This window comes from Paenarthrobacter sp. YAF11_1 (genome assembly GCF_052113445.1).
Lineage (GTDB): Bacteria > Actinomycetota > Actinomycetes > Actinomycetales > Micrococcaceae > Arthrobacter.
In genome coordinates, this window is sequence record NZ_JBFRDF010000006.1 from 215,417 (window position 1) to 239,060 (window position 23,644).

General features: G+C 64.4%; 20 protein-coding genes. 6 read left to right on the top strand and 14 right to left on the bottom strand.

Annotated elements, in window-relative coordinates; all coding sequences use genetic code 11:
- Positions 1 to 168 precede the first annotated feature (168 nt).
- Both AB4Y77_RS12080 and AB4Y77_RS12085 read right to left on the bottom strand, forming a co-directional pair.
- Entirely contained in the window at positions 169 to 1,542 is a 1,374-nt protein-coding gene (locus AB4Y77_RS12080; RefSeq protein WP_442014116.1) for a class I SAM-dependent RNA methyltransferase, read from the bottom strand.
- Entirely contained in the window at positions 1,543 to 3,516 is a 1,974-nt protein-coding gene (locus tag AB4Y77_RS12085) for an APC family permease (protein ID WP_311214793.1), read from the bottom strand.
- Positions 3,517 to 3,631: 115 nt separating this feature from the next.
- On the opposite strand from AB4Y77_RS12085, the gene AB4Y77_RS12090 reads away from it, so the two are divergent.
- Together AB4Y77_RS12090 and AB4Y77_RS12095 are read left to right on the top strand one after the other, a co-directional pair.
- Positions 3,632 to 4,303, top strand: a complete 672-nt coding sequence (locus AB4Y77_RS12090) for a potassium channel family protein (protein ID WP_311214814.1) — start codon at positions 3,632 to 3,634, stop codon at positions 4,301 to 4,303.
- On the top strand, positions 4,303 to 5,040 hold the full coding sequence (locus tag AB4Y77_RS12095; RefSeq protein ID WP_311214792.1) for a potassium channel family protein: 738 nt from the start codon (positions 4,303 to 4,305) through the stop codon (positions 5,038 to 5,040). The genes AB4Y77_RS12090 and AB4Y77_RS12095 overlap by 1 nt, the downstream gene beginning before the upstream one ends.
- On the opposite strand, the gene AB4Y77_RS12100 is transcribed toward AB4Y77_RS12095, so the two are convergent.
- From AB4Y77_RS12100 to dut, 4 genes are all read right to left on the bottom strand, one after another.
- A complete protein-coding gene (locus AB4Y77_RS12100; protein WP_442014117.1) occupies positions 5,007 to 5,789 on the bottom strand; it encodes a DUF3159 domain-containing protein in 783 nt (260 codons plus the stop codon). The genes AB4Y77_RS12095 and AB4Y77_RS12100 overlap by 34 nt on opposite strands.
- The gene (locus tag AB4Y77_RS12105) at positions 5,786 to 6,163 is read right to left on the bottom strand and encodes a hypothetical protein (protein WP_311214790.1); all 378 of its coding nucleotides are present in this window, start codon (positions 6,161 to 6,163) and stop codon (positions 5,786 to 5,788) included. The genes AB4Y77_RS12100 and AB4Y77_RS12105 overlap by 4 nt, the downstream gene beginning before the upstream one ends.
- Positions 6,156 to 6,899 (bottom strand): DUF3710 domain-containing protein, encoded by a 744-nt coding sequence (locus AB4Y77_RS12110; RefSeq protein ID WP_442014118.1) that lies wholly within the window; start codon positions 6,897 to 6,899, stop codon positions 6,156 to 6,158. Before AB4Y77_RS12110 ends, AB4Y77_RS12105 begins: the two co-directional genes overlap by 8 nt.
- 108 nt (positions 6,900 to 7,007) lie before the next feature.
- Complete coding sequence (gene dut / locus AB4Y77_RS12115) at positions 7,008 to 7,547, bottom strand: dUTP diphosphatase (protein ID WP_442014119.1); 540 nt, start codon at positions 7,545 to 7,547, stop codon at positions 7,008 to 7,010.
- A gap of 104 nt (positions 7,548 to 7,651) precedes the next feature.
- Here dut and AB4Y77_RS12120 point away from each other — a divergent pair, with 104 nt between their 5' ends.
- Positions 7,652 to 8,149: a DUF3093 domain-containing protein gene (locus tag AB4Y77_RS12120; RefSeq protein ID WP_311214787.1), complete on the top strand. Its 498-nt coding sequence runs from the start codon at positions 7,652 to 7,654 to the stop codon at positions 8,147 to 8,149.
- A 36-nt stretch (positions 8,150 to 8,185) separates the two neighbouring features.
- Here AB4Y77_RS12120 and AB4Y77_RS12125 read toward each other — a convergent pair whose 3' ends face one another.
- Positions 8,186 to 8,485: a DUF4193 domain-containing protein gene (locus AB4Y77_RS12125; protein WP_311214786.1), complete on the bottom strand. Its 300-nt coding sequence runs from the start codon at positions 8,483 to 8,485 to the stop codon at positions 8,186 to 8,188.
- A 296-nt stretch (positions 8,486 to 8,781) separates the two neighbouring features.
- Here AB4Y77_RS12125 and sepH point away from each other — a divergent pair, with 296 nt between their 5' ends.
- Positions 8,782 to 10,125: a septation protein SepH gene (gene sepH, locus AB4Y77_RS12130; RefSeq protein ID WP_311214785.1), complete on the top strand. Its 1,344-nt coding sequence runs from the start codon at positions 8,782 to 8,784 to the stop codon at positions 10,123 to 10,125.
- 9 nt (positions 10,126 to 10,134) lie between these two features.
- Here sepH and AB4Y77_RS12135 read toward each other — a convergent pair whose 3' ends face one another.
- The 4 genes from AB4Y77_RS12135 to AB4Y77_RS12150 are packed head-to-tail and all read right to left on the bottom strand — an operon-like array spanning position 10,135 to position 15,515.
- The gene (locus AB4Y77_RS12135) at positions 10,135 to 10,836 is read right to left on the bottom strand and encodes a thymidine kinase (protein WP_311214784.1); all 702 of its coding nucleotides are present in this window, start codon (positions 10,834 to 10,836) and stop codon (positions 10,135 to 10,137) included.
- The gene (locus tag AB4Y77_RS12140) at positions 10,829 to 12,019 is read right to left on the bottom strand and encodes an alkaline phosphatase family protein (RefSeq protein WP_311214783.1); all 1,191 of its coding nucleotides are present in this window, start codon (positions 12,017 to 12,019) and stop codon (positions 10,829 to 10,831) included. The genes AB4Y77_RS12135 and AB4Y77_RS12140 overlap by 8 nt, the downstream gene beginning before the upstream one ends.
- Before the next feature lie 26 nt (positions 12,020 to 12,045).
- A complete protein-coding gene (locus AB4Y77_RS12145; protein ID WP_311214782.1) occupies positions 12,046 to 12,771 on the bottom strand; it encodes a DUF5998 family protein in 726 nt (241 codons plus the stop codon).
- 56 nt (positions 12,772 to 12,827) lie between these two features.
- Complete coding sequence (locus tag AB4Y77_RS12150) at positions 12,828 to 15,515, bottom strand: bifunctional acetate--CoA ligase family protein/GNAT family N-acetyltransferase (RefSeq protein WP_442014120.1); 2,688 nt, start codon at positions 15,513 to 15,515, stop codon at positions 12,828 to 12,830.
- A 54-nt stretch (positions 15,516 to 15,569) separates the two neighbouring features.
- Between AB4Y77_RS12150 and AB4Y77_RS12155 the strand changes: the two genes are divergently transcribed.
- On the top strand, positions 15,570 to 18,086 hold the full coding sequence (locus AB4Y77_RS12155) for a DNA gyrase/topoisomerase IV subunit A (RefSeq protein ID WP_442014121.1): 2,517 nt from the start codon (positions 15,570 to 15,572) through the stop codon (positions 18,084 to 18,086).
- Positions 18,087 to 18,174: 88 nt separating this feature from the next.
- Here AB4Y77_RS12155 and AB4Y77_RS12160 read toward each other — a convergent pair whose 3' ends face one another.
- A complete protein-coding gene (locus tag AB4Y77_RS12160) occupies positions 18,175 to 18,558 on the bottom strand; it encodes a VOC family protein (RefSeq protein WP_442014122.1) in 384 nt (127 codons plus the stop codon).
- 129 nt (positions 18,559 to 18,687) lie between these two features.
- Here AB4Y77_RS12160 and AB4Y77_RS12165 point away from each other — a divergent pair, with 129 nt between their 5' ends.
- On the top strand, positions 18,688 to 19,206 hold the full coding sequence (locus AB4Y77_RS12165) for a DinB family protein (protein ID WP_442014123.1): 519 nt from the start codon (positions 18,688 to 18,690) through the stop codon (positions 19,204 to 19,206).
- Between the two features lie 6 nt (positions 19,207 to 19,212).
- Here the strand turns inward: AB4Y77_RS12165 and AB4Y77_RS12170 are convergent, their stop codons facing one another.
- Both AB4Y77_RS12170 and cydD read right to left on the bottom strand, forming a co-directional pair.
- The gene (locus tag AB4Y77_RS12170) at positions 19,213 to 20,223 is read right to left on the bottom strand and encodes a GNAT family N-acetyltransferase (RefSeq protein ID WP_442014124.1); all 1,011 of its coding nucleotides are present in this window, start codon (positions 20,221 to 20,223) and stop codon (positions 19,213 to 19,215) included.
- Positions 20,224 to 20,232: 9 nt separating this feature from the next.
- Positions 20,233 to 23,643, bottom strand: a complete 3,411-nt coding sequence (gene cydD, locus AB4Y77_RS12175; protein WP_442014125.1) for a thiol reductant ABC exporter subunit CydD — start codon at positions 23,641 to 23,643, stop codon at positions 20,233 to 20,235.
- Between the last annotated feature and the right edge of the window lies 1 nt (position 23,644).

Here is a 23,644-nt window from a genome sequence, read left to right on the forward strand (position 1 = left end):
CACCTTACTTAGCCGGGCGGCATCTCTCGTGATCACCCCGGTCCGCGGTGATGATTCCTGCGAAGCGGGGTACTACGCCCATCGTAGTGGCATCCGTGCCAAGAGTGGCAGGCTGCCGACCAAACCCGGCGCCGCCCGCCGCACTCCGGCGGGCGGGCGACACTCCGGCTAGGCGGAAGGGACGATCAGGCCCACTGTTTCGAGGTGATGGGTATGGGGGTAGAGATCGAAGGCCCGCAGTGACTCGAGGCGCCAGCCTCCCTGATGGAAGTAACCCAGATCACGCGCAAAGGAAGCAGGATCGCAGGACACATAGGCGATTGCGCGGGGACCCGTGGCCATCAATTGCTTGATGACAGCCTTTCCGGCTCCCGCCCGCGGCGGATCCAGCACCAGGGAATCGAAGCTCCGCGCACTCTGGTGCAACACGCGTTCCACCCGCCCTTGGACAATTTCCACCTGCGGTTGCCCGTGCAGGTTCTTGCGGGCATCGCGGCTTGTGCCGGGGGCACCCTCCACTGAAAGCACCGAGCCAGTGACACCCACTGCATCGGCCAGCGGTGCCGTGAACAGCCCGGCACCGGCGTAGAGATCGGCAACTGCGGCGCCGGGCTGCAAGTGCCCGCCGCGCGAAAGATAGTCCGTCACAGCGCCCACCAGCGTTTCCGGTGCGTCTTTGTGGATCTGCCAGAAACCCTCGCCGGTGACCCGGTAATCATGGCCCGCCGCGGTCTCCTGCACCCAGGTCCTCCCCCGGAGCTGCAGGACCTCGCCCTTGCTGGGGTCGAAGCTGGCGACGGACACGTCATGCGGCAACTGAGACAAAATGCTGTGCACCCTCTTGGGGCTCGTCCCCTCCTCCGGCGCCAGTAGTATCAGGGGCCTGGAACCATTGGCCGGGACGGCAACCTCGACGCGGGCGATGCCCGAGAGGTCAAGGTCCCACAGCTTCAGGTCGTTCAGTCCGGGGAGCGCCAACGGCATCTCCTTGATGGGAAGCACCACGTCCGAGCGGTGGGCATGCATGCCCAACCGCCCCTTGGAGGTCACGGCAAAGCCGGCGCGTGTGCGCCAGCCGAGGCCGTCATCGTGATGGTCCCCCACGGCTTCCACCTCGGTGGCGAGGTCCAGTCCGGCCAGCCGCTTGAGTTGTTCGGCGAGCACCTCGGCTTTCAGGGCGCGCTGGTGCTCCAGCGAAATATGCCCGAGCTCGGCTCCGCCAACCGGCGGCCCGCCGCGGCGCCAGGAGGCCTGCGAATCCGCTGCCCTCCAGAAGTGCGGGATCCGGTGCGGCGAGGCTTCAAGGACTTCGACGACGTCGGCCCGCCAGAAGCGCGACGAGTCACCGGAGTCAGTCAACCGGATACGGACCTTCTCCCCCGGGATGGCGTGCCGGACGAAGATGACGCGGCCATCATGCCGCGCGACGAAGTGCCCTCCGTGCGCGATGGGACCAATGTCAACGACAAGTTCAGTACCGGACGCCCCCTGGTTGTCATTGACGGGGTGATCGGTGTGGGAGGAATTGCTGTGGGAGGTCATTTAGGTATCCTGCAGTGCCTTTGCTTCTTCGGAGGATTTCAGCTGCCACGGAACGCTGGCAACCATGACTCCAGGTTCAAAGTGGAGCCTCGTCTTGATTCTGAGTGCTGTCTGGTTATGGACCAGTTGTTCCCACCATTTGCCCACGACATATTCGGGGATGTAAACCACGATCAGGTCCCGCGGCGAGTCACGGCGCATGTTCTTGATGTAGTCCATGATGGGCGTCACGGTCTCGCGGTACGGGCTGGCCAGGACGGTCAGGGGCACCGGAATTTCCAGTTTCTCCCAATCCCGGACGGTGTGCTCGGTCTCCTCGGTGTTGATGTCTACGGTAATTGCATCAAGGCGTGAGGGCCTCGACGCCCTGGCATAGGCCAGCGCCCTCAGGACAGGCTTGCGGACGTGCGAGACAAGCAGCACCGCATGGACACGGGTGGGCAACGCCCGCGGGGACGAGTCCTCGTCCACGGCCAGTTCCCTGGCCACATTGTCATAGTGGGCACGGATGCTCCACATGATGAGGAAGAGGACAAACATCGCAAGCAAAGCGATCCAGGCACCTTGCTCGAACTTGGTGATCAACACGATCACCAAGACCAAGGCGGTCATGCCGAAGCCCAGCATGTTGATGGTGCGCGACTTGAAGATGCGGCGGCGGACAGCCTTGTCCCTGGCAAGCTTCAGCTCCCGGCCCCAGTGGCGGATCATCCCGAGCTGGCTGGCCGTGAACGAGATGAAGACGCCCACGATATAAAGCTGGATCAGCTTTGTGACATCGGCATTGAACGCAAGGATCAGCACCAGGGCGCCGGCCGCCAGAGCCAGGACGCCGTTGCTGAAAGCAAGGCGGTCACCCCTGGTTCGGAGCTGGCGGGGAAGGTAACCGTCCTGGGCCAGGATGGAGCCAAGCACCGGAAAGCCGTTGAACGCGGTGTTGGACGCAAACACGAGGATCACACCCGTGGCAGCCACCACGACATAGAAAAGGATGGAGCCCGAGCCGAAGATGGTGTCCGCGATCTGGCTGATGGCGGGCGTCTGGATGTAATCCTCCGGAAGGGGTTTGCCGTCCACCAGGAACTCGCGCGCAGGGTCCAGGACAATGTGCACCTTGGTGGCGTTGGCGAGGTAGAGGATTCCGGCCAGCATGGAGGCCGCTATGACGCCCAGCAGCAGGAGGGTACTGGCTGCGTTCTTGCTCTTTGGCTTGCGGAAATTGGGCACGCCGTTGCTGATGGCCTCAACACCTGTGAGCGCCGCGGCCCCCGAGGAAAAGGCCCGCAGCAGCAGGAAAGCTCCGGCAAGTCCTACCAGTCCCTCGTCGAAGCCCGGCTCCGGGACGATGGTGAAGTTGGCGGAGGGCGCCTCACCCAGTGTCCCGGTAGCTGCTTGGAAGATGCCTACCGCGGTCATGCCCAGGATGGAAGCCATGAAGATGTAGGTGGGGACGGCGAAGAGCGTCCCGGCTTCCTTGACCCCGCGGAGGTTGACCAGCGCAAGGATGACCACTCCGATGGTGGCGATGAGTGCCTGTTGTCCGTGCAACGACGGAATGGCCGTAGTGAGGTAGGTTGCCGCCGAGGACATGGACACCGCCACAGTCAGCACGTAGTCCACCAGCAGGGCCGATGCCACCGTGAGCCCGGCATATTTGCCCAGGTTGACGCTGGCAATCTCATAGTCGCCGCCACCGGACGGGTAAGCGTGGACGTTTTGCCGGTAGGACGCCACCACTGTGAGCAAAACCACCATGACCGCGAGGCCGACAAGCGGGGAGAAAGCCACGGCGCTGACTCCCGCCAGCGCGAGGGTCAGCAGGATTTCGTCAGGGGCATAGGCTACCGAAGACAGCGCATCCGAGGCGAAGATCGGCAAAGCGATGCGTTTGGGCAACAAGGTGTGGGACAGCCGGTCGTTCCTGACTGGCCGGCCCACCAAAACCCGCTTCGCGGCATTCAAAATTGTCAGCACTCCGCAAAGCTACTCTGAATCCCCATCGATGTCATGACGGTTGTCGCGGGCGCAGCCACGCCGCACCGGTAAAGTCATACCGAGCGGGACGGACAGCACAGATAAAGGAGACATGGTGGCTCACTTCGTGATCATGGGTTGCGGCCGTGTTGGCGCAACCCTGGCACACACTTTGGAGGATGCCGGCCATTCGGTCGCCATCATCGACCAGGACGAGCGGGCCTTCCGCCGGTTGCGCAACACCTTTACCGGCCGCAAGGTCACCGGGGTGGGTTTCGACCGGGACACCCTCAAGCAGGCCGGCGTGGAAGAGGCCTACGCCTTCGCCGCCGTCTCCAGTGGCGACAACTCGAACATCCTGGCCACCCGGGTAGCCCGCGAGACCTTCCACGTTGCCCACGTCGTGGCACGGATCTACGATCCCGGACGCGCCGAAATCTACCAACGGCTGGGCATCCCCACGGTGGCAGCCGTCCGCTGGAGCGCCGACCAGGTCCTCCGCCGCATTCTGCCGGAGCAGCATTTGGCCGGAGACTACCGCGAGCCTTCAGGCCGGCTCGTGCTGGCCGAAGTGGACCTGCACGAAGACTGGATCGGCCACAGCCTCGCTTCGATCGAGGCCGCCTCGGGCATCCGCATCGCCTTCCTCACCCGGTTTGGTGAGGGCGTGCTCCCCCAGGCCGGTACGGCTTACCAGGAAGGCGACACGGTCCACGCGATGCTGAGCCTGGACAGTACGTCCGAGATCAGCCGGATCCTCGCCAAAGCACCCGCCAAGGAGTCGTAGTGAAAGTTGTCATTGTTGGCGCAGGAAGCGTCGGCTCGTCCATTGCGCGCGAACTTCTGGCCCATAAGCACCAGATACTGCTGATCGACCTCAAGCCCGAGGTCATTGGCCGCAGCGGGTTGCGCGGCGCCCGCTGGTTGGTGGGCGATGCCTGCGAACTCAGCACCCTGCAGGATGCAAAACTTGAGGATGCCGACGTCGTGGTTTCAGCCACAGGGGACGACAAAGTCAACCTTGTGGTGTCCCTGCTGGCCAAGACCGAGTTTGGTGTGGGACGCACCGTGGGCCGTGTGAACAACCCCAAGAACGACTGGATGTTCAATGATTCCTGGGGAGTCGACGTCGCGGTCAACACCCCGCAGCTCATGACGGCGCTGGTGGAAGAGGCCGTGGAAATCGGCGACATCGTCCGCCTGCTGACGCTGCAGACCGGAGTGGCCTCGATCGTCGAATTCACCGTCCCGCATGACTCCCATGTCATCGGCAGCACTGTGGGCGGGATCGACTGGCCGGAGGACGCCACGTTGGTAGCCATCCTGCGTGACCAAGCGCCGATCACCCCAACCCGGGATGATGTCCTCGATGGCGGCGACGAGCTGTTCTTCGTCACCACCATCGCGGCCGAAGACGGCCTCCGGTCACTGTTGTCGCCAGGTTCCGACGACGGCGGCGAACCCCGTGAGGGAACGTCCGGAGCCGCTGATCAGTCCTCTGAGGACGATGGCTTCGACGGCTGAGGTGCAGGCTTGGTGAGCAGCCAGGCAATCCAGAGGCCCAGGATGTACAGTGGGGCGCCCATCAGGAGCCTGGTGGTCGCCAACGCTGTCAGGCCGGCCTCACCCATGAAGTACAACGGGACCTGCACCACCAGGCGCAGTGCAAGCACCGCCACCACGATCCACGTACCCAGCTTGTAAGCCCGGAGCCGTTCGGGATCCTTCCGCCACTCGAGACCCTCATTGCGAACGAAGCCAAAGAGAAGTCCTGCCACCGGCCATTTGAGGACAATGGAGAGCACCATGGCCACGATGTAGGCGATGTTGGTGAAGAAGCCCAGGACGTAGAAGTCTTCTGCCTTGCCCGTGGTATTCGCGAGCCACGCGGAGATCCCGACGCCCACCACTCCGGCCAATGCCTGGGTCAGGGGACGCCGTTGGATCAACCGGACCACGGTGAACACCGCGGCGGCAGCCAAAGCCGCCACCAACGCAGGGGTCAGATCCCGCGTCACGGTGAAAACCACCAGGAAAACCAGCCCGGGAAGAATGCTCTCAGCGATTCCCTGCCACCCACCGGCGGACTTCAGCATGTCCACATGCCCAGCGCTGTTCCGGTGAAGGCCGGCTTTTTCGGCGTAGCCGGCAGCGAGATCGGACAAGCCGGAGGCTTCCGCCGACGGCTTTGCGGAATCAGCCGCCGGTGAGGTCCGGTGATCGGGAACTGCGCCCCCGGTTTCCTTGGGTTCTGATCCGTTGGCCACGGTCATAGATGCTCCTGACGGGAAAGTATTTCGTAGCGTGGATTGAACATGGCCGGCAAACCGTCATGCTGGGTCACCATGCCGTTCAGGCGAAGCTGCACACCGGCCTCGATGCCGGGGACGCGTGTCCTGCCGAGCCAAATGACGCGAAGACGGTCGTAGGGCTTCCGGACTCCGCCTGCGCTGACGGCCTGATGTGATCCAGGGCCCAGGGCGTCGACGACAACAGCGGAGAAAAAAGGCTGATCGCTGGGCGGCTGATGCGTGACCGACTCGATGAAGCCCGTGCACACCGCCCTTCCCCGGGCAGGAAGATCACGGACTCCCTGCGTCCGGGGACGCTGGCCTGCCAGCCCTCCCCCGCCCGAAGTGTCAGCCAATCTGCGTGATCTCCGGCCCTCGTTCGGGCTGTTCCATGGCCGGAGCACCCTGCGGAGCGCCAGCCTGTCCCGGCCCGGCAGCGTCCTTGGGCAGGCGCAGCTGCAGCAGTTCGCGCGGAGGCATCGGGTTGTCGCCGCGCACCACCACTACCCGGCGGAACAGTTCTTCCAGCCCTGCTGCGGCGTCACGTTCCAAGGCAGCCTGACCACCAAGGACTCCGCGGAGGAACCAGCGCGGTCCATCCACGCCCATGAAGCGCGCTGCGCGGAAGCCGCGGCTGCCATCGGCCGCTTCAGCTGGCAACTTGGCCACCAGCTCGGTACCAAACGCCCCGGAAACCTCTTCGGTTTCCCCGCCCTGACTGGCCACGGACTGAGTGATCTGTTCCCGGATCTCGTCCCACAAGCCCTCAGAACGCGGTGCCGCAAACGCCTGGAGCTGCAGGCTGGAACCATCCAGGTCCATGGTCACGGCCACCACGCGCTGGGTGGCCTCTTCAACCTCGAGCCTCAACTGGAGACCTTCGGCAGGAGCGATGAGGAGCGCACCGAGGTCCACGTAACCGTCACGGTCCTCGACCTCGTCTATATCCAAGGGGCCTTTGGCAAGCCGGAAATCACCGGGCGTGCCAGGCTGATCTGATTCAGGACTTTGTGCCTCAGCACCGGATTCCTCGACGGTGCCGGTGGTTTCCGACCGCTCGTCCTTGGACTTTTTGCCGCGCCCAAAAAGCATTGGGTTTTCTCCTTAGTAGTGGTCTATCCCCAAGTAAACCGCACCCACGTTGAACCACGTTAACCTCGCCAAGGCGATGCCCCGACGTAGGGAGGTCCAGTGGTTTGCTTAGGCCTTCGGTGCGTTGAAGCCGCCCGTGGAACCGAACCCGCCGGTTCCACGAACGGAATCGGACAGCTGGTCAACGGCCACGAACCGCGCGTACTCAACGCGCTGAATCACCATTTGTGCAATTCTATCGCCGCGCTTGAGGTCAATGGCGTGGTTTTGGTCGGTGTTCAGGAGCGTCACTGCGATCTCACCCCGGTAGCCTGCATCCACAGTGCCTGGAGCGTTGACGACGGTCAGCCCGTGCTTGGTGGCCAGTCCCGAACGCGGGTGGATCAGAGCCACGAATCCATTCGGCAACGCGATCGAAACGCCCGTGGGAACAAGTTTCCGCTCGCCGGGGGCGAGATGAACGTCCTCGCGTGCCCGGAGGTCGGCTCCGGCGTCTCCCGGGTGCGCGTACGACGGCGCTTCCAACCCGGCGTCGAGCATTTTCAGCTGCACTTCGAGGGTGGAGGCTCCGTAGGCCGCGGGGGTTTCACTGCCGTTGCCGGTTCCGGGGGCGGTGTCTGTACTGAATACTGCGGTCTCATTGCTCACAGTGGTCCATTCTACTGGGAGCAGGAACCCGCGCACCCGGCGTGCCGGCCGCCGTCACCTGACGGTGGACGCAGCGGCGCCGCATCGCCCGATAAGCTGGAGGCATGCCTACGCCTGACCAGTCCTCCCCCGTGCCTGCCCGGAACACCCCGTCGTCATCAGAGATCCTCTACTCCGAGAAACTGTGGCCGTCAGTGTGGATCTGGGTTGTGGTGGTTGGCCTGTCCGGCGCCGGCATCCTGATGTTCGGCCCCATCAGCGCAGCAACGGGCATCATCGCCGCCCTGGTCCTGCTTGCCATCATGACCATCATGTTGGTGCTCTCAACACCCACCATTACGGTTACCCCCACCACCGTCCGGGTTGGCCGGGCGAGCATCGACCGGAAGTTCGTGGGATCCGTCCAGGCCTTCACCAAAGCCGAAGCCACCGCCGAGCGGGGCCCCCGGCTCAACGGACTTGCCTACATGTGCTTCCGTGGCTGGATCGACCCCGTGGTCAAGATTGACATCACGGACCCCGCGGACCGGACTCCGTACTGGCTTGCCTCTTCCCGCAGGCCTGACGAGCTGGTGTCGGCGCTCACCGCCCCGCGGGACTGACAACGTTCTGCAGGAACACCCTGCAGACTGACGCACCTAGCTTTCGCACTCCCTGCAGTACAAGTGTCCGCCACGCTCTGCGGCGATCTGGGACCTGTGCTTCACCAGGAAGCAGTTGGAACAGGTGAACTCGTCCGGTTGGGGTGGCATGACCTGAATCAGGAGTTCTTCACCTGACAGATCAGCACCCGGCAACTCAAAGCCGTCGGCAAGGTCCGACTCATCGACGTCCACGGCGGAAGATTGCTTCCCCGACTGGTGCGTCTTGAGCTCTTCCAGGGAGTCCTCGCTGACGTCTTCCTCGGTCTTTCGAGGGGCATCGTAATCGGTGGCCATGGTCCTTCCTAGTCCTCCTCCATACCTGCAGTGGATTCTCGCCGGTCCGGCGGCCATCGCCGCCGGTGTGAGGGTGCAACGCCGCACGCCTCGGATTTGTGCCCGATATCGGCCAGATTGTCCTCTCCCGGCCCGCTAAAGTCCATAGCCCCCGTCGTTGCCAATGAGCACCGGGAAAACTCATCACCAGGCCTGTTTCACCGGAATATCACGGCACGCCCTCGCTCCTAGTAGGAAAAGACCCCGGCGGGTGGCAGAGTTTCGAATGTCAGTTATGCCATGTGGTGGAGGGTGTTATGCAGGATCTACGACTGGTAGGCGTCCACGACGACGGCGGGCATCTGCTTTTGAGCGGCCCCGGCGGTGCGATGTTCCAGCTTCCGATCGACGAAGCCTTGAGGGCAGCGGCGAGCCGGACCCCTGCCCAAGTGGCGGCCCGCGCCGCCAACACAGCCATTGCCATGTCCCCGCGCGACATCCAGTCAAGGATCCGCAGTGGAGCAACCGCGGCCGAAGTGGCCGAGCTGTCCGGACTGCCCCTCGCCAACGTCCAACGCTACGAAGGACCCGTCCTCGCTGAGCGTGAGTACGTCGTCAGGCAAGCACGCAACATCGAGGTCGCTGCACCCGCTCCCGGCCACGACGCCTACCGATCAGCTTTCGGCGACAACCCGGCCACGCTGGGTGAAATGGTAGACCACAGGCTCGCTGCCCACGGCATCGATTCCGCCACAGCGGAATGGGACTCGTGGCGCCGTACAGACGGTTCTTGGACCGTCGTCGCACGCTTCGAAACGGTACCGGGCACCCACGGCAGCATCGGCGAGGAACCTCCCGCCATGTGGACCTTCAGCCCACAGCGCAAGTCCCTTCAGAACGCCAACCGCTGGGCCCAGCAACTCAGCGAACTGGAGCCACTGGATGGACCTGTCCCGGCACGCAGGCTTGCTGCCGTCTCGGACCGGCCCTTCGATTTCGAAACCGATGCTGAGACAGCCGCCCGTGCATCTGCCAAGGAGTCGGACAGCCTGCTGGAAATGCTCCGTTCGCGTCGGGGGCAACGCTTGGGCGTGGACGAAGACGGAGACGACGCCTTGGCGGTGCTGCTGAGCAACGTTCCCGCCGCCCACCCACGGTCCGGGAGCGAGCACGAGGACCTCGAAGAAACCGCCGCTGCAGAGCCCGAACCGGCCACGGTGGTCGCGGAGGAACCCGCACGCAAGGACGGACGCCCCTCCATGCTGTCGCGGCTGAGCCTGGCACCGCGGCACTTCGAGCCCCACGATGAAGATGATGACGATTCGCTGAAGCTTCACCAGGGCGTCAGCACGGAAACACGGGAAATCACGGTGGTAGCCAGCCCGCTGCGCCCCGTCACTTCCCTCACAGGGCGCAAACCCGCCGGTCTTGACGAGCTCCTTGGTGGCAGCAGCGCTCCTCGAAAGGCAGAGGACTCTCCACGCGAGGAATCTCCTGAAGATCCCCGGGGCAGCGAAACGCCTGCCGATGATGCCAAGAACCCCGAGGACTCCGGGGTCCGCAAGGACGCCGATGCCCCTGCCGAGCGCCAGCCGTCACGGCCAAAGCGGTCCAGTATTCCCAGCTGGGATGAAATCGTCTTTGGAGCCCGCGGAGACTAGTTCCACGACCTAGCTGAGGCGGAGCCCCCCGGCGCCCGGCCAGAGGCAGGCGTCAATGTCGAAAGGGAGCGGCTGGTCCGCCCCTGCCATCAGGTTGGCACCATGCGCTGTGACCCGCCGCATGTAGTGGCGGCGGCACAATGTCTCGTAGCCCACCACAGCCTTGTCGCCTCCGGTGGAGGGTGCTACGTCACCCACCATCACTTGTTCGCCTTCCACCACCATGATGCCGTTCACCGTCCGGGCATTCTGGGTTGCCCGGCGCCCACACCAACACAAAGCTTCCACTTGCAGCACCTGGACCTTATCGGCCAGCTCAATGAGGCGCTGCGAGCCAGGGAACAGCCTGGTGCGGAAGTCCGACGTGATGCCAAAGGCGAAGACGTCCACCTCCATCTCATCCACCACGCGCGCCAACTGCTCCACTTGGGCGGGTGTATAGAACTGCGCTTCATCGCAAATAAGGTAGTCCACGCGAAGTCCGCTGGTGCGGCGGACCACCACTTCGTCCCAGAAGTCAGTGCTGCCCTCAACCTCCACGGCGTCGATGTGGAGTCCCAACCTGCTGGAGATGGTGGAGTACCCGGCGCGGTCGTTGCAGCTAAAGCGAACACCTCCGCGGCCCCTCGCGCGGTGGTTGTGGTCCATCTGGAGGGCCAGGGTGGACTTGCCGCAGTCCATGGTGCCGGAGAAGAAGACCAGTTCAGCCACGTTTACCCTTCTTGCCGGCAGCAGCGAAACATACCAGGGGAACTTCACGCTCGGCTTTGGTCAGCGATCCGTGCTGGCCCACCACCTCCAGGGAAGCGGGGCGGGCACGGCGGGTGTCATACAGTGCCAGGGTGTCGCGGGCTGCAATCATGACATCGCCGATGCGCGGTGCAACCTCCGGTCGGACAGCACCGAACAATCCGGCGTCCACGGCCTGGTTCCGCGTGAAAGCCCAGATCCGCTCACCGAAACGATTCCGCCAGGCTGCAAGCAGGGCATCGCGATGCTCAACTGTGGCGTCCGGCTCAAGGTACAGGTGGACCATGCGCGGCTCCCCGGCAGTGTGCCTTACTCCTGCCACCAAAGATTCATCCGCGGAGTAGTCGAGCCTCTGGGACTCCGGAACGTCCACCATGCCGTGGTCACCGGTCAACAGGATGGTGGTACCTGCCGGGAGCGTCGAGGAGAGCCGTTTGACCGCGGAATCCAGTTCTTCGAGTTGATGCTCCCAACGGTCCGACTGGCAGCCATAGCGGTGGCCCGCTTTATCCAGCTCATTGAGGTAGAAGTACATCAGGGAACGTCCGCCACCGGACATGGCCTCCGCCGCCGCGGCCGTCCGTGCATGCAGCGTGGTGCCGCCAACAAACCGGCTTCCCCGCAGGGCGGCCTGCGTCATGGGCGAATTACCGAATTGCGGCAGGCTCACTGTCACCACATCCAGTTCCGGGGCCAGGCGTTCAAAGACGGTGGCGTGGGGCTGCCATTCCACCGGATCCACTTGTGAATCCCAGTTGCCCAGGAGGTTCACTACCTTGTCCTGCGCAGGATCCAGGACGTCGTATCCCACCATGCCATGTTGTCCGGCGGGCAAGCCGGTGCCCAGGCTCGCCAGGGAGGCTGCCGTGGTGCTGGGAAATGCTGAGTCGATCCACTGCGGGACGTTGCCCTGCCCTTCGGCCAGAACGGAGCGGAGGAAAGGCGTGTGGGAGGCCTTCTGTTTGAGCAGGTTGCGGCCCAAGCCATCTGCGAGGACAACGCAGACTCGTTGGGATGCCGGTACCTGTAGGTGGTTGGCGAACCCGGGCACTCCGAGAGCTGCTGCAGAACTCGTGAAGACTTCCGCGATCGATTTGCTCCCGAACAGCGGGGCGGAGGGAAGATCGGCTGTGTCGTGGGTCACCGGTGACGAGGTCTGTGCGGCTTCCCTCAACGCTGGTGTCCGCGGCTCAGACGGTTGCTGAAGACACCCGAACGTGGCCGTGGAGCCGGGATGGCCGTGTGCTGGACGGGAGCCGGATTTCCTGTGTTAACGGCACGCAGGGCGCGGGCAAAGAGCTTGGCGTCCTGGACGGCCTGCAGACCATCGGCTTCGGCGCTGATGCGCAGCACAATATCTTCCTGGGCAATGGTTCCGCTGTACCCGTGGTCTGCCTCGCACTGGGGGTCTCCGCAACTCGCCGGCCCCATGTCTAAACGCTGGCCTCCGGACCAGGCAATGGAGACAGTGAGCTCCCGTACAGGATCGGAGGGCTTGTAGTCCTGGGGCTGGGAGTACATGTAGCTGAGGACCACAGAGCGGATTTGGGCCACTGGGACGGATTCCGTGGAGATCTGCGCAACAATTTGCTCGCCGGCTTCATCAAGCTGCTGGTCGTCAACATGGGTAATCACCAGCATGTCTTCGGTGAGCACCAGTACAGTGATGTGCCTGCGGACCTCGGCGCGGTCGAAGTGCGTCTCCAAATGCACCAAATGGGAAAGGCACTCCCGGCCGTCCAAGGCGTCATCGACGACGTCGGCAACCAGCCGTGGATAAAACCCCGCCTGCTGCAGCGCCTGGTCCAGGCTCTGCCCCTGCGAGCTGTGGTTATGCGCGGTGTGGTGCCCGGTGTTGGACGGGCGTGATTGAGGCGTCGGAGACTGGGTGCTCATTCCCCCATTTTCACAGATCGCTTGGTGACTTCCTAACCGTGCGTCCCGCCCTGTGGCTAACTTCGCATTGCACGCCGCGCGCTGTCAGTTCGCTGTGCGGCGTTGCCAATCCAGACGTCGGCACCCAGGATCGTGGCTCCTGAGGGGCCGGCCAGGACGGGGTTGAATTCCACCAGCGCAATTCCCGGGTGGTCGTCCTTCAGCCTGGCAAGCCTGGCAGCTATGTCCTCCAAGGCAGCCACATCCACCGCAGGCAGCCCCTGGTAACCGAAGAGTTTCCTGGAGGCCCGCGGGGAGCGGATGACGTCGTGCAAGTCCGCAGCTGAGAGCGGCGGTACCCGGTGGGCCCAGTCGTCCAGCAGGTTCACGGCATCGCCGGCCAATCCAAAGGAGAGCACGGGCCCCAGCAACGGATCCTCAATGGCCCGGAACGTACAGGCCTGTCCCACAGGAGCCATGGCCTGGACCTCAAGGGACGGCGATCCGTACGGTTCCAAAGCCCGCCGCATCTGTGCAACATTGAGGCGCAGCGATTCCGCGTCCTGGATGTCCAACCGTACGCCGCCAAGGTCCAGCCGGTGCCGGAGGGCTGGGTCTGTGGTCTTCAGGACCACAGGCCAACCCACCGTCTCAGCCGCCTGCACGGCTTCGTCCGGCGTACCGAATCCCAACGTGGGCACCACAGCGATGCCGTAGCCGGCAAGCAGCGCCGCGGCAGCACCGGCGTCGAGCTTCCTGATTTTTTCGCCGGTGACACCGGCCAGCATCGCCGTCAATGTTTCCCGGGTTCCTTCCACGTCGCAGCCATCCGGTTCAACGAACAAGCCCTGGTCCCTGTCGCGCCACTGCGCGTAGCCAACGATGGCCGCGAGGGCAGCCACGGCGGCGCCCGCATTGGAATAGCACGGGAGCACGGGTTTCCCGGCGGAACCCACCATCCCCTCCACGTGGACGGACGGGTCCAGGATTCCGGTAAACGCGGCAACAACGGGCTTCCCTGCCTCCGCAGCGCATTCTGCCAGGACACCGGCCAGCGCCTCTACGGTGAGTCCCCTCGCAGGAAGAAGCGCGGCAATCACGGCGTGGACGGAGGGGTCGGCCAAACTTTCCATGAGGCTGGCCCGAAGTGCCGGGAGCGCAAGCGACATACCGGCGTCGAGGTCAACGTCCGTGACCAGCCGGTTCACCTCCAGGCCGAGCGGACCAGCACTGTCGGAAACCACTTTGCCCAAGGCCACCGAATTGGAATAGACGGCAACGCCGGGGCCCTGGGGCAGCGCCTGGGAGGACACAATCTGGGCGATGTCCATGAGCTGCTCAATGGTTTCCACGCGGATGACTCCGGCCTGGCGCATCATGGCGTCCACTGCTGCAGCCGGGGCTTGGGTGGTCCGCACTTCGTGTCCGGGCGGCAGGCTCAGGCCCGTCACGTCGGACTTGGCGACGATCACCGGTTTGCTCCGCGACAACCGGCGGGCCAAGCGGGAAAACTTACGGGGATTGCCGATGGATTCCAGATACAGGCCCACTGCGGAAGTGTCGGCGTCGTCCTCCCAATACTGCATGGCATCGTTGCCGGAAACGTCGGCACGGTTTCCCGCCGAGAGGAAGGAGGACAACCCGAGCCTGCGACGGCTGGCGGCTGCATAAACAGCAACACCCACAGCAGCAGATTGGCTGAACAGGCCCAAACTTCCCCGCGGCGGCATGGTGGGTGCCATGGAGGCGTTGAGGGATACGGCCGGGTGGGTGTTCAGTATTCCGAGGGACTCCGGGCCGATCACCCGCATCCCGTTGGCCCGGGCCCGTCGCACCAGTTCGTGCTGCCGCGCCAGGCCCTGCTCACCGTCATCGGCAAAGCCTGCAGTTGCCACCACGATGCCCTTGACGCCGGCAGCAGCGCAGTCGTCCACCACCTTCGGAACTTCCTCGTACGGAACAGCGATGATGGCCAACTGCACAGGTCCCGGTATTTCGGACAGCTTCCCGAACGAAACCATGCCGGCAAGTTCGAAAGCTTCCGGATTTACGGCGTAGACCGGGCCCTTGAACCCGCCTTCAATGATGTGTTCGAGCAATTGGTAGCCAACGGTCCCCCATTTACGGCTGGCACCGATGACAGCCACCGACGACGGCGACAACAAGTCGCGCACGCTGCGGGCCTCGGCGCGGTGCTCACGGGATTCCATGACGGCCCGCGACTTCTCCGTGGGATCGATGTTGAATTCAACACTCACGACGCCGTCGTCGAATTGGCGGGTGAGGTCGTAGCCGGCGTCGGCAAAGACCATCAACATTTTCCTGTTGTCCGGCAGGACTTCGGCGGTGAAACGCCGGATGCCGTTCTCGCGGGCAGCAACGGCCAGGTGCTCCAGGAGGATCGAGCCGATCCCGCGGCCCTGATGGGCGTCGGAGATATTGAACGCCACTTCGGCTTCGTCAGGGTCATCCAGGCGGTCGTAGCGGCCGATGCCCATGATCTCGCCGCCGATGGTGATCACGAAGGCCACCCGGTTGATGTGGTCCACTTCGGTGAACCGCCGCACTTCCTTGCCCGAGAGCCGGGGCTTGAAGGAAAAGAACCGCATGTAGATCGACGCCTGCGATTGGCCCGCATGGAAGGCCTGGAGGGCATCGGCATCCTCGGGCCGGATAGGGCGAAGGTGGGCGGTTCCGCCGTCGCGCAGGACGACATCAGCCTCCCAATATTCCGGATAAATGCCGACGCCGGGCTGATCCACCATAGGCTTAGCCTAGCTAAAACATCCGCAGTACAACTTCAAGGATTCACCGACCCCATGGCCCGCAGCCAAAAATCAGCACGGACAGCCGAACCCCTCGGCGATTTCACCGAGAACATCGTGGACATCGACGTCACTTCGGAGATGGAGGGCTCCTTCCTGGAGTACGCCTACTCAGTGATTTATTCGCGTGCGCTCCCGGACGCCCGCGACGGACTGAAGCCCGTTCAACGGCGCATCCTGTACATGATGTCCGACATGGGCCTCCGCCCGGATCGCGGACACGTTAAGAGCGCCCGCGTGGTGGGCGAAGTCATGGGCAAGCTCCACCCCCACGGCGACACCGCGATTTATGACGCCATGGTGCGCATGGCGCAGGACTTTTCCCTCCGCCTGCCGTTGATCGATGGCCACGGCAACTTCGGATCGCTCGACGACGGACCGGCAGCACCGCGGTACACCGAGGCACGGCTGGCAGCGGCCGCGCTGACCATGACGGACCACCTTGACGAAGACGTAGTGGACTTCGTCCCCAATTACGACAACCAACTGACCCAGCCGGATGTCCTCCCTGCAGCCTTCCCCAACCTGCTGGTCAATGGCACCACGGGCATCGCGGTGGGCATGGCAACGAACATGCCTCCACACAACCTCGTCGAGGTCATCGCCGCTGCACGCCACCTGATCGCCAACCCGAGTGCCACGCTGGATGACATCGTGAGGTTCATCCCGGGTCCCGATCTTCCCACAGGTGGCCGGATCGTTGGGCTTGATGGAATCCGTGATGCCTACGCCACGGGCCGCGGTTCCTTCAAGACCCGCGCCAAGGTCGAGGTGGAACAGTTGTCCGCCCGCCGGACCGGCCTGGTGGTCACTGAACTGCCTTACATGGTGGGCCCGGAAAAGGTGATCGAGAAGATCAAGGACGCCGTCAACGCCAAGAAGCTGACCGGCATCAGCGATGTCGTGGACCTCACGGACCGCAACCACGGCTTGCGCTTGGTCATCGAGCTCAAGAACGGCTTCAACCCCAATGCCGTCCTCCAGCAGCTGTACCGCTACTCACCCATGGAAGATTCCTTCGGGATCAACAACGTCACGTTGGTGGACGGGCAGCCGCAGACGCTGGGGCTCCTGCAGTTGTTGCAGGTGTACGTCGAGCACCGGCTGACTGTGGTGCGCCGCCGTACGTCCTTCCGCCTGGGCAAGAAGAAGGACCGCCTCCACTTGGTGGAGGGCTTGCTGATCGCGATCGTTGACATCGACGAGGTCATCCAGATCATCCGTTCCTCCGACGAAGCCTCTGCCGCCCGCGAGCGGTTGATGTCCATCTATGACCTCACCGAGATCCAGGCCAACTACATCCTGGAACTGCGCCTGCGGCAGCTGACCAAGTACTCCCGGCTCGAACTGGAAAAGGAACAGGACGAGCTCCGCCGCGAAATCGAGGCACTTGAGGCCATCCTGGCCTCCGACGAGTTGCTCCGCGACCTTGTCTCCGGCGAGTTGGGGGTCATCTCCGAGAAGTACGGCACACCCAGGCGCACGGTGTTGCTGGAATCCGAAGCCGTCTCCCCCACCGTGGCTGCAGCCCTCGCGGCCTCCACTCCCGGCCCAAAGGGCAAGGCCGCGGCGTTGCCCCTGGAGATTCCTGATGACCCCTGCTGGGCCCTGCTCAGCGTCTCAGGCCAGATCGCCAGGACGTCCAACCAGGAGCCGTTGGCCGAAGCGGGACCCCGGGCCAAGCACGATGTCTTCCGTTCGGTGGTCAAGACCACTGCCCGGGGCGAGATCGGCGCGGTGACATCGCAGGGGCGCATGCTGCGCCTGCAGATCATGGACATGCCCGTCCTCCCCCCGACGTCCGGCCTGCCCAACCTTGCCGGCGGCGTACCGGCGAAGGACTTCATCACGTTGGTCAAGGGCGAGACACTGGTGGCGTTCGTTCCCTTGGATGCCATCCTCGCTATTGGCACCGTTCAGGGCATCGTCAAGCGGGTCCAACCGGACTACCCGTTGAACCGCGAGGACTGGGAAATCATCGCACTGAAGGATAAGGATTCGGTCCTCGCTGTGGAACCGGCACAGGAGGACGACGTCGATCTCGTCTTCGTGACGCGGCAGGCACAGTTGCTCCGGTTCAGTGCGTCCAACGTGCGGCCGCAGGGCCGCACCGCGGGCGGTATGGCCGGCATCAAGCTGGCCGCCGGCGATGATGTGATCCACTTCGGCACCGTAAGCGCCAACGATCCCGCCGCCGTCGTCGTCACCATTGCCGGTACCAATGGCGCCTTGCCTGGCACGGCCCCCGGCACCGCGAAGGTGACCGCCTTCGAGGAGTATCCCGCCAAGGGCCGGGCTACCGGTGGCGTCCGGGTGCATCGCTTCCTCAAGGGCGAAGACACCCTGCTGCTGGCCTGGGCGGGACATGGCCCCGCCAAGGCGTCGTCGGCGGCCGGCGTGGCTCGGGCCCTCCCGCACGAGCACGGCCGCAGGGATGGCTCCGGCGTGCCGTTGTCGCAGCCGGTGGAGGCCCTCGGACCGAGCATGGCATGGGCTGAAGCGGCAGAATAGCCGCAGGGGCTTTCCGCCAGGCACGGCAAAGGCCGGGGGAATAAACCTCCGGCCTTTGTGATGCCGTGGCCATGAGCCACCGCATGGGCTAGCCGGTTTGGTTGATGCTGAGGATGTTTCCTTCACTGTCCAGGAACCACGCCGCAGCGCTGCCGTCAGGCATCGTGGCAACGCCGTCCTCGGTTTTCAATCCAGGGAAGTCGTAGTCCTCAAACGTGACACCCTTGCCGCGCAGTTCCTGCACGGTGGCCTTGACGTCATCGACGGTCCAGCCCATCTGGGTGTTCTTCGCGGACCCGGCATTGGATGTCTGGTAAACGAAGAATCCCGTTCCATCGCCGCACCTGTACTGGAGGTTGTCGTCGGCGTCCGGATTTTCGGGTTCCAGTCCGAGTTTTTCGCTGTAGTACGCGCGGGCCCGGGCTAGGTCCTGTGCCGGTAGGACGGCACCAACCTGCTGATCCTTGAGCATGTTTTTCTCTTTCCGGCTCTCCCCCCCGGAACGAACTCTACTCTTCGGCGGGTCGCTGCGTCATGCGAAAACGACACCATATTTCGCGGTCCACAACGGGGTTGGCATGCATCGGCCTAGACTGGCGGCATGCCGATCATTCCTGACGAAAAAGACTGGACCTGGGTGCTCTCCCGGCCCTGCCCTGAATGCGGTTTCGACCCCGCCACCGTAACTCCCTCCACAGTGCCGGGCACGGTCTTGAACATGCTCCCCCGGTGGAGGGCTGTCCTCCGTCGTGAAGATGCGGCCGTCCGCCCGGACGACCACACGTGGTCCAACCTGGAGTACGCCTGCCACGTACGCGATGTCTTCAGCCTGTTCGACCAACGCCTGAACCTGATGCTGACCGAGGATGATGCCCGGTTCGCCAACTGGGACCAGGACCAGGCCGCCATCGATGGGGAGTACGGTTCCACCGATCCCCGAACCGTGGCTGATGAACTGGAGGCGGAGGGCAACGAGATCGCCGAGTCATTCGCCCGGGTCACCGAGGATGACTGGCAGCGCACCGGGACGCGCAGCAATGGGTCCTCGTTTACTGTGCTGACCTTCTCCCAGTACTTCCTCCACGATGTTGTCCACCATCTGCATGACGTGGACGGCTAGGACGGGCTAGAGCATCTTCTCCCACGTCATGCTGCGGTTAACGGGCGCATAGCCCATCCGAAGGTAAAGTTCCAGCGCCCCGGTGGGGTTGGCTGAGTCCACGTCCAGTGACGCTACCTCCATCCCGGCGTCGGTGTACCGGCGCATGGCATCCGCCAGCAGTACTTGGGCTATGCCACGGCCCCTGTAGGCGCGCCTTACGCCCAGGAGCTCCGTGTAGCCCTCCGTGAAGCCGCGGTCGGTTGCGGAATCGGGATCGAAGCTGGTCAGCTGGTATCCGGCCACCTCCCCCGTCCCTGAGTCAAGGACCACGGCGCTGAGATCATGCCGCGCAGTAGGTTCCTCGATGGTGAAGCGCCAGGACTCTTCGTCCCTGGGTTCACTCCCCCAGTGGTCCCTGAAAGCATCGTTGTGCGCTTGGCGTACGGGTTCAAAGAGCGTCGGATCCAGGGTCCTGAGTTCCAGGCCGGCACCCAGGGGCACTTGGGGCAATTCGTGGGAAAGGGACCGGTGCATCTCATTGAACCAGCGGACGGCAGCATAACCATGCCCCATCAGGAGCGTCGCCTGATGCTCGTGCTGTTCTTCTGTCTGGATGCGGAGCCGCGGCGGCGCGTCCGTGTGCCCGGCAGCTTGATCGGCGTCGAACCGCCTGCGCACCTGCTCTTCCTGCCACACCAGGACTGCGGAGCCGATCCCGCGTTGCTGCCATTCGGGATCAACGCACGCCGTTCCGTTGGCTTTGTCGCCCTCCGGGTTCTTGGAAATGCGTCCGTAGGCGCGTGCTGCGCCGTCGGTGTCGAAACCCAGCAGGGTGCTCGTCTGCGGCGGGTTCTTGCGGGACTCCAGGATGTGGGCCAGGTCCCCGCGCTTTTCGTACCAGACGGGATGTTCGACGGCGGCCGTCCGGGCAATCAGGGCCGCCCAGTTGTCGAGGTCCTCCACGGTGGCGGGCCGCCACTGCAGGCCTGTTGCGTCGGCGTCGGGCACGGCAGGGCTTGCGGCGTTGAAAGGCATGCCAACAGGCTACTGAGGGGTACGCTTTCCCACCAGTTCCGCCGCGCCCATATGTGGTGTCGCCGCAGCCTGGCCCGCGGGCAGCTCCAGCCGTGCATCTGCCGGATCAATGTCGTCAGGGTTGTGCGTGACCAGGACAACCGTGACGTCCTTGAGGCCCCCGCGGAGAATGGCCATCATTTCCTGTGCAGAACCGGCATCCAGATGGGCGGTGGGTTCATCGAGCAGCAATACCGAGGCTCCGGTCAATAGAGTCCTGGCCATTGCCAGCCGCTGCCGTTCGCCTCCGCTGAGGAACGAACCGCCGGGCCCGATCCTGGCATCAAGCCCGTCCGGCAAAGCCTCCACCACCACATCAAGTCCGACGTCGGCCAGTGCCTTGTGCATCTCGGCCTCGCTGGGCTTCCCCGCGGCCGGACGGCTGAGCAGGAGGTTGCCGCGGATGGTGGAATCGAACAGGTACGCTTCCTGGGGACACCAAGCCGCAGTGCCCGTCAGTTTCGCCGTCCCCTGGGTGAGGGGCAGGAAGCCCAACAGCACGGACAGCAGCGTGGTCTTTCCCGCACCCGAGGGTCCTGTCACGGCGAGCCAACGGCCGGGTCCGGCTTCTGCGGTGATCCCGGCGAAGGCAGCGGGACCCCCGGGCCAGGCAGCCGTCGCGCCCTTCAATTCAAGCCCCGCTTTACCGTCGCGGTCCGGAAGCGGCCGCGGGCCGCCGTCGAGCTCTGTGCGCGTTACCTCGGAAGGGTCGGCGGCGGGAGCCTCCAACGCCCCGGTTTCAGCGACCCTGCCCAGCACGGCCGCGAGCGCCGGAGCCTGGCGGACCGCGGACACGATGCCACTGAAAGCGTCCACCAAGGCCAGCTGCATCAGGACAATCACAGCTACGAGTTCGGGGGGAACCACACCGTTGGCAACAGAAGGAGCGCTGAGGACACCTGCCCACAAGGCTGCCAGCGAGCAGGCGAGGACGATCACGGCTTGTCCGAGGCCTTCAGCCCATGCCGAGCGCTGGGCGGAGAGAGTGGCGTCGCGGTCTTTGGTCCGCAGATCCTTCAGGACCGGCTCGGCTACGGAGTTGGCGGTTAGTTCTGCCCGGGCGTCCAAGGCTGCGGCAACGCCGTGAAGTACCACAGAGCGCAGGTGCTGTTCGGCCTTGGCAGCGTTCCGGTCAGCCAGGACGGCAAGGAGCGGGGCGACGGCAAGTCCCACCAGGGACGCCAGCACCACGGCAGGCAGGGCAGCGGGCAGGACGATGGCCGTGGCGATGACCGCCGCTGCACCGACCCCCACTGCGGTGACGGGCGGAAGTGCCACCCGTGGCAGGAGGTCCCGGAGGGTGTCGACGTCATCCACAATTGCGCCAAGCACGTTGCCGCCCTGGAGAAGGCGCCTCAGTGACAGTGCCTTGCGGCTCAGTGTCGCCCACAGTGCTCCGCGGAGGCGGGTCATGGCGGCAAACACGGCGTCGTGGGTCAGGAGCCGCTCGCAGTAGCGCAGGACTGCCCTGCCGATACCGAAGAACCTGACGCCCACAATCGCGCCGAGCAAGTAGAGGATGGGGGGTTGTTCGCTGGCCCTGATGATGAGCCACCCGGACAAACCGGACAGTGCCACCGCGAACAAGGCCGCCAGGACTGCCACGGTGCCGGCAGCGGCGAACTTCCACTGCACCGGCTTCAGTATTCCCATGAGGCGCTTCAGGCTGCCGGCCTGTGGGGCGGGCTGGGTGAAGTCCTCGATCCTGGATGTTTGGCTGCGTTCGCCGGAGGCAGCATCCAGGCTGTCACCAGTGCGCAAGGACCGAACCATGGGAGTGCCCTCGAAGCGTTTGTTTCCCACGGGTACCACGTGGTCCGCGAGCGCGCGGGTGGCGGCGTCGTGGGCCACCAGGATGACCGTGAGGTTGCCTCGCAGTGACTCGATGGCGTTGCGGACCACGCTGGCTGAGTAGGGATCCAAGTGCGCGGTGGGCTCATCCAGGAGCAGCACCGTGGCGCCTGTCTCCACCCGGGCCAGTCCGCGGGCGAGCGCAACACGGCGCAGTTCGCCGGGGCTGAGTTCGGCGGGGTTCTTCGCTGCCAGGTGTGCTGCCTTTGCTTTCGACAGGACATGTGTGACGGCTTGGCCGGCATCGCCGTCGTACCCGTCAAGGTACAGGGACAGTTCTTCGTGGACGGTATCTGCTGCCATGACGGGGTGCTGCGGCACCCACGCCACGGCCCCCTTCCCGGCCCCTGTGACGGTTCCCGTCACGGCGGCTCCCGGTCCTGGGCCGATCAGACCTGCGAGGACCCCCAGGACGGTGCTTTTCCCGGCGCCGCTGTCGCCGTCGAGGGCTGTAATGCTGCCCTGCGGGGCGGTGAAGCTGAGCGGCCCGACGGCGGCTGTGGACCTCCCGCGGTAGGTCACCGACAACGCGTCAACCACAACGCCGGACGGCGTGCTGTTGGAGGGTGCTTTGTCCGGCAGGGGCTGGTGCGCGGGGGCATCCAGCACCGCATTGGTGGTTTCCAAGGCGGCCCGGCCGTCGTCGCTGGCGTGGTGTGCAGTACCCAGCTCCCGCAGGGGCAGGTAGCAGTCCGGGGCGAGGATGAGCGCCAAAAGTCCGGCTTCAAGGGCCATGTCGCCGCCCACCAACCTGACGCCGATGAACACGGCAACAACGGCAACGGAGATCGTGGCAATGAGTTCGAGCGCCAACGCTGACATGAACGCTGTACGGAGGGTTCCCATGGTCCGGCTCCGGTACTGCTCCGAAATGTCTTCCAGGGCTGCGCGCTGTTCGGTGGCGCGGCCCAGGCCCACCAGCACCGGTAGCCCTTTGGCCAGTTCCAGGATGTGGCCGGAGAGTCTCCGGAGGGTTCTCTGGGCGTCCCTGACGTTGTCCTCCGTGTGCCGGCCAATCAGGACCATGAACAATGGCACCAGCGGAACGGTCAGGACGATCACTACCGCACTGATCCAGTCGGCAAAGAGAATCCTGGCCCCGATCAACAGCGGTACTGTGGCGCAATTGACCAAGGCTGGCAGGTACTGGGTGTAGTAGTCGTCCAGCGCATCCAGGCCACGCGTCGCCAGGATCGCCAGGCCGCCGTCGTTCATTCCTTCTGCCGGCGATGAAGCACCACCGGCGAGTGAGCGGCGCAGCAACTGCGCCCTCAACTCCTCCTTGACACCCAGGGCCGCCCGTCTGGAGGCGATGCCCTGGCCCCAGACCGTGACGGACCTGAGGACGGCTCCCACAGCACCCCAGACAAGTCCGCTGCTCCAGTCCCCCGTTCCGGAGGCGAGTCCTGCCAGCATTCCCGCCACGGCCTGGGCCATGAGCACCAGGGACAGCGCTTTGAGGGCGGACAGGAGCCCTATGGCGTAGAGCGCGGATCGGGTGGCGGGGCCGGAGGGGAACACGGGTTTCATA

Coding starts and splice junctions, on each gene's coding strand:
- AB4Y77_RS12120 (WP_311214787.1), top strand. CDS start 7,652: ATGCCTACGCCTGACCAGTCCTCCCCCGTGCCTGCCCGGAACACCCCG.
- AB4Y77_RS12150 (WP_442014120.1), bottom strand. CDS start 15,515: ATGGTGGATCAGCCCGGCGTCGGCATTTATCCGGAATATTGGGAGGCT.
- AB4Y77_RS12170 (WP_442014124.1), bottom strand. CDS start 20,223: ATGCCTTTCAACGCCGCAAGCCCTGCCGTGCCCGACGCCGACGCAACA.
- AB4Y77_RS12165 (WP_442014123.1), top strand. CDS start 18,688: ATGCCGATCATTCCTGACGAAAAAGACTGGACCTGGGTGCTCTCCCGG.
- AB4Y77_RS12160 (WP_442014122.1), bottom strand. CDS start 18,558: ATGCTCAAGGATCAGCAGGTTGGTGCCGTCCTACCGGCACAGGACCTA.
- AB4Y77_RS12100 (WP_442014117.1), bottom strand. CDS start 5,789: ATGACCGTGGCCAACGGATCAGAACCCAAGGAAACCGGGGGCGCAGTT.
- sepH (WP_311214785.1), top strand. CDS start 8,782: ATGCAGGATCTACGACTGGTAGGCGTCCACGACGACGGCGGGCATCTG.
- AB4Y77_RS12080 (WP_442014116.1), bottom strand. CDS start 1,542: ATGACCTCCCACAGCAATTCCTCCCACACCGATCACCCCGTCAATGAC.
- cydD (WP_442014125.1), bottom strand. CDS start 23,643: ATGAAACCCGTGTTCCCCTCCGGCCCCGCCACCCGATCCGCGCTCTAC.
- AB4Y77_RS12145 (WP_311214782.1), bottom strand. CDS start 12,771: ATGAGCACCCAGTCTCCGACGCCTCAATCACGCCCGTCCAACACCGGG.
- AB4Y77_RS12125 (WP_311214786.1), bottom strand. CDS start 8,485: ATGGCCACCGATTACGATGCCCCTCGAAAGACCGAGGAAGACGTCAGC.
- AB4Y77_RS12110 (WP_442014118.1), bottom strand. CDS start 6,899: ATGCTTTTTGGGCGCGGCAAAAAGTCCAAGGACGAGCGGTCGGAAACC.
- AB4Y77_RS12155 (WP_442014121.1), top strand. CDS start 15,570: ATGGCCCGCAGCCAAAAATCAGCACGGACAGCCGAACCCCTCGGCGAT.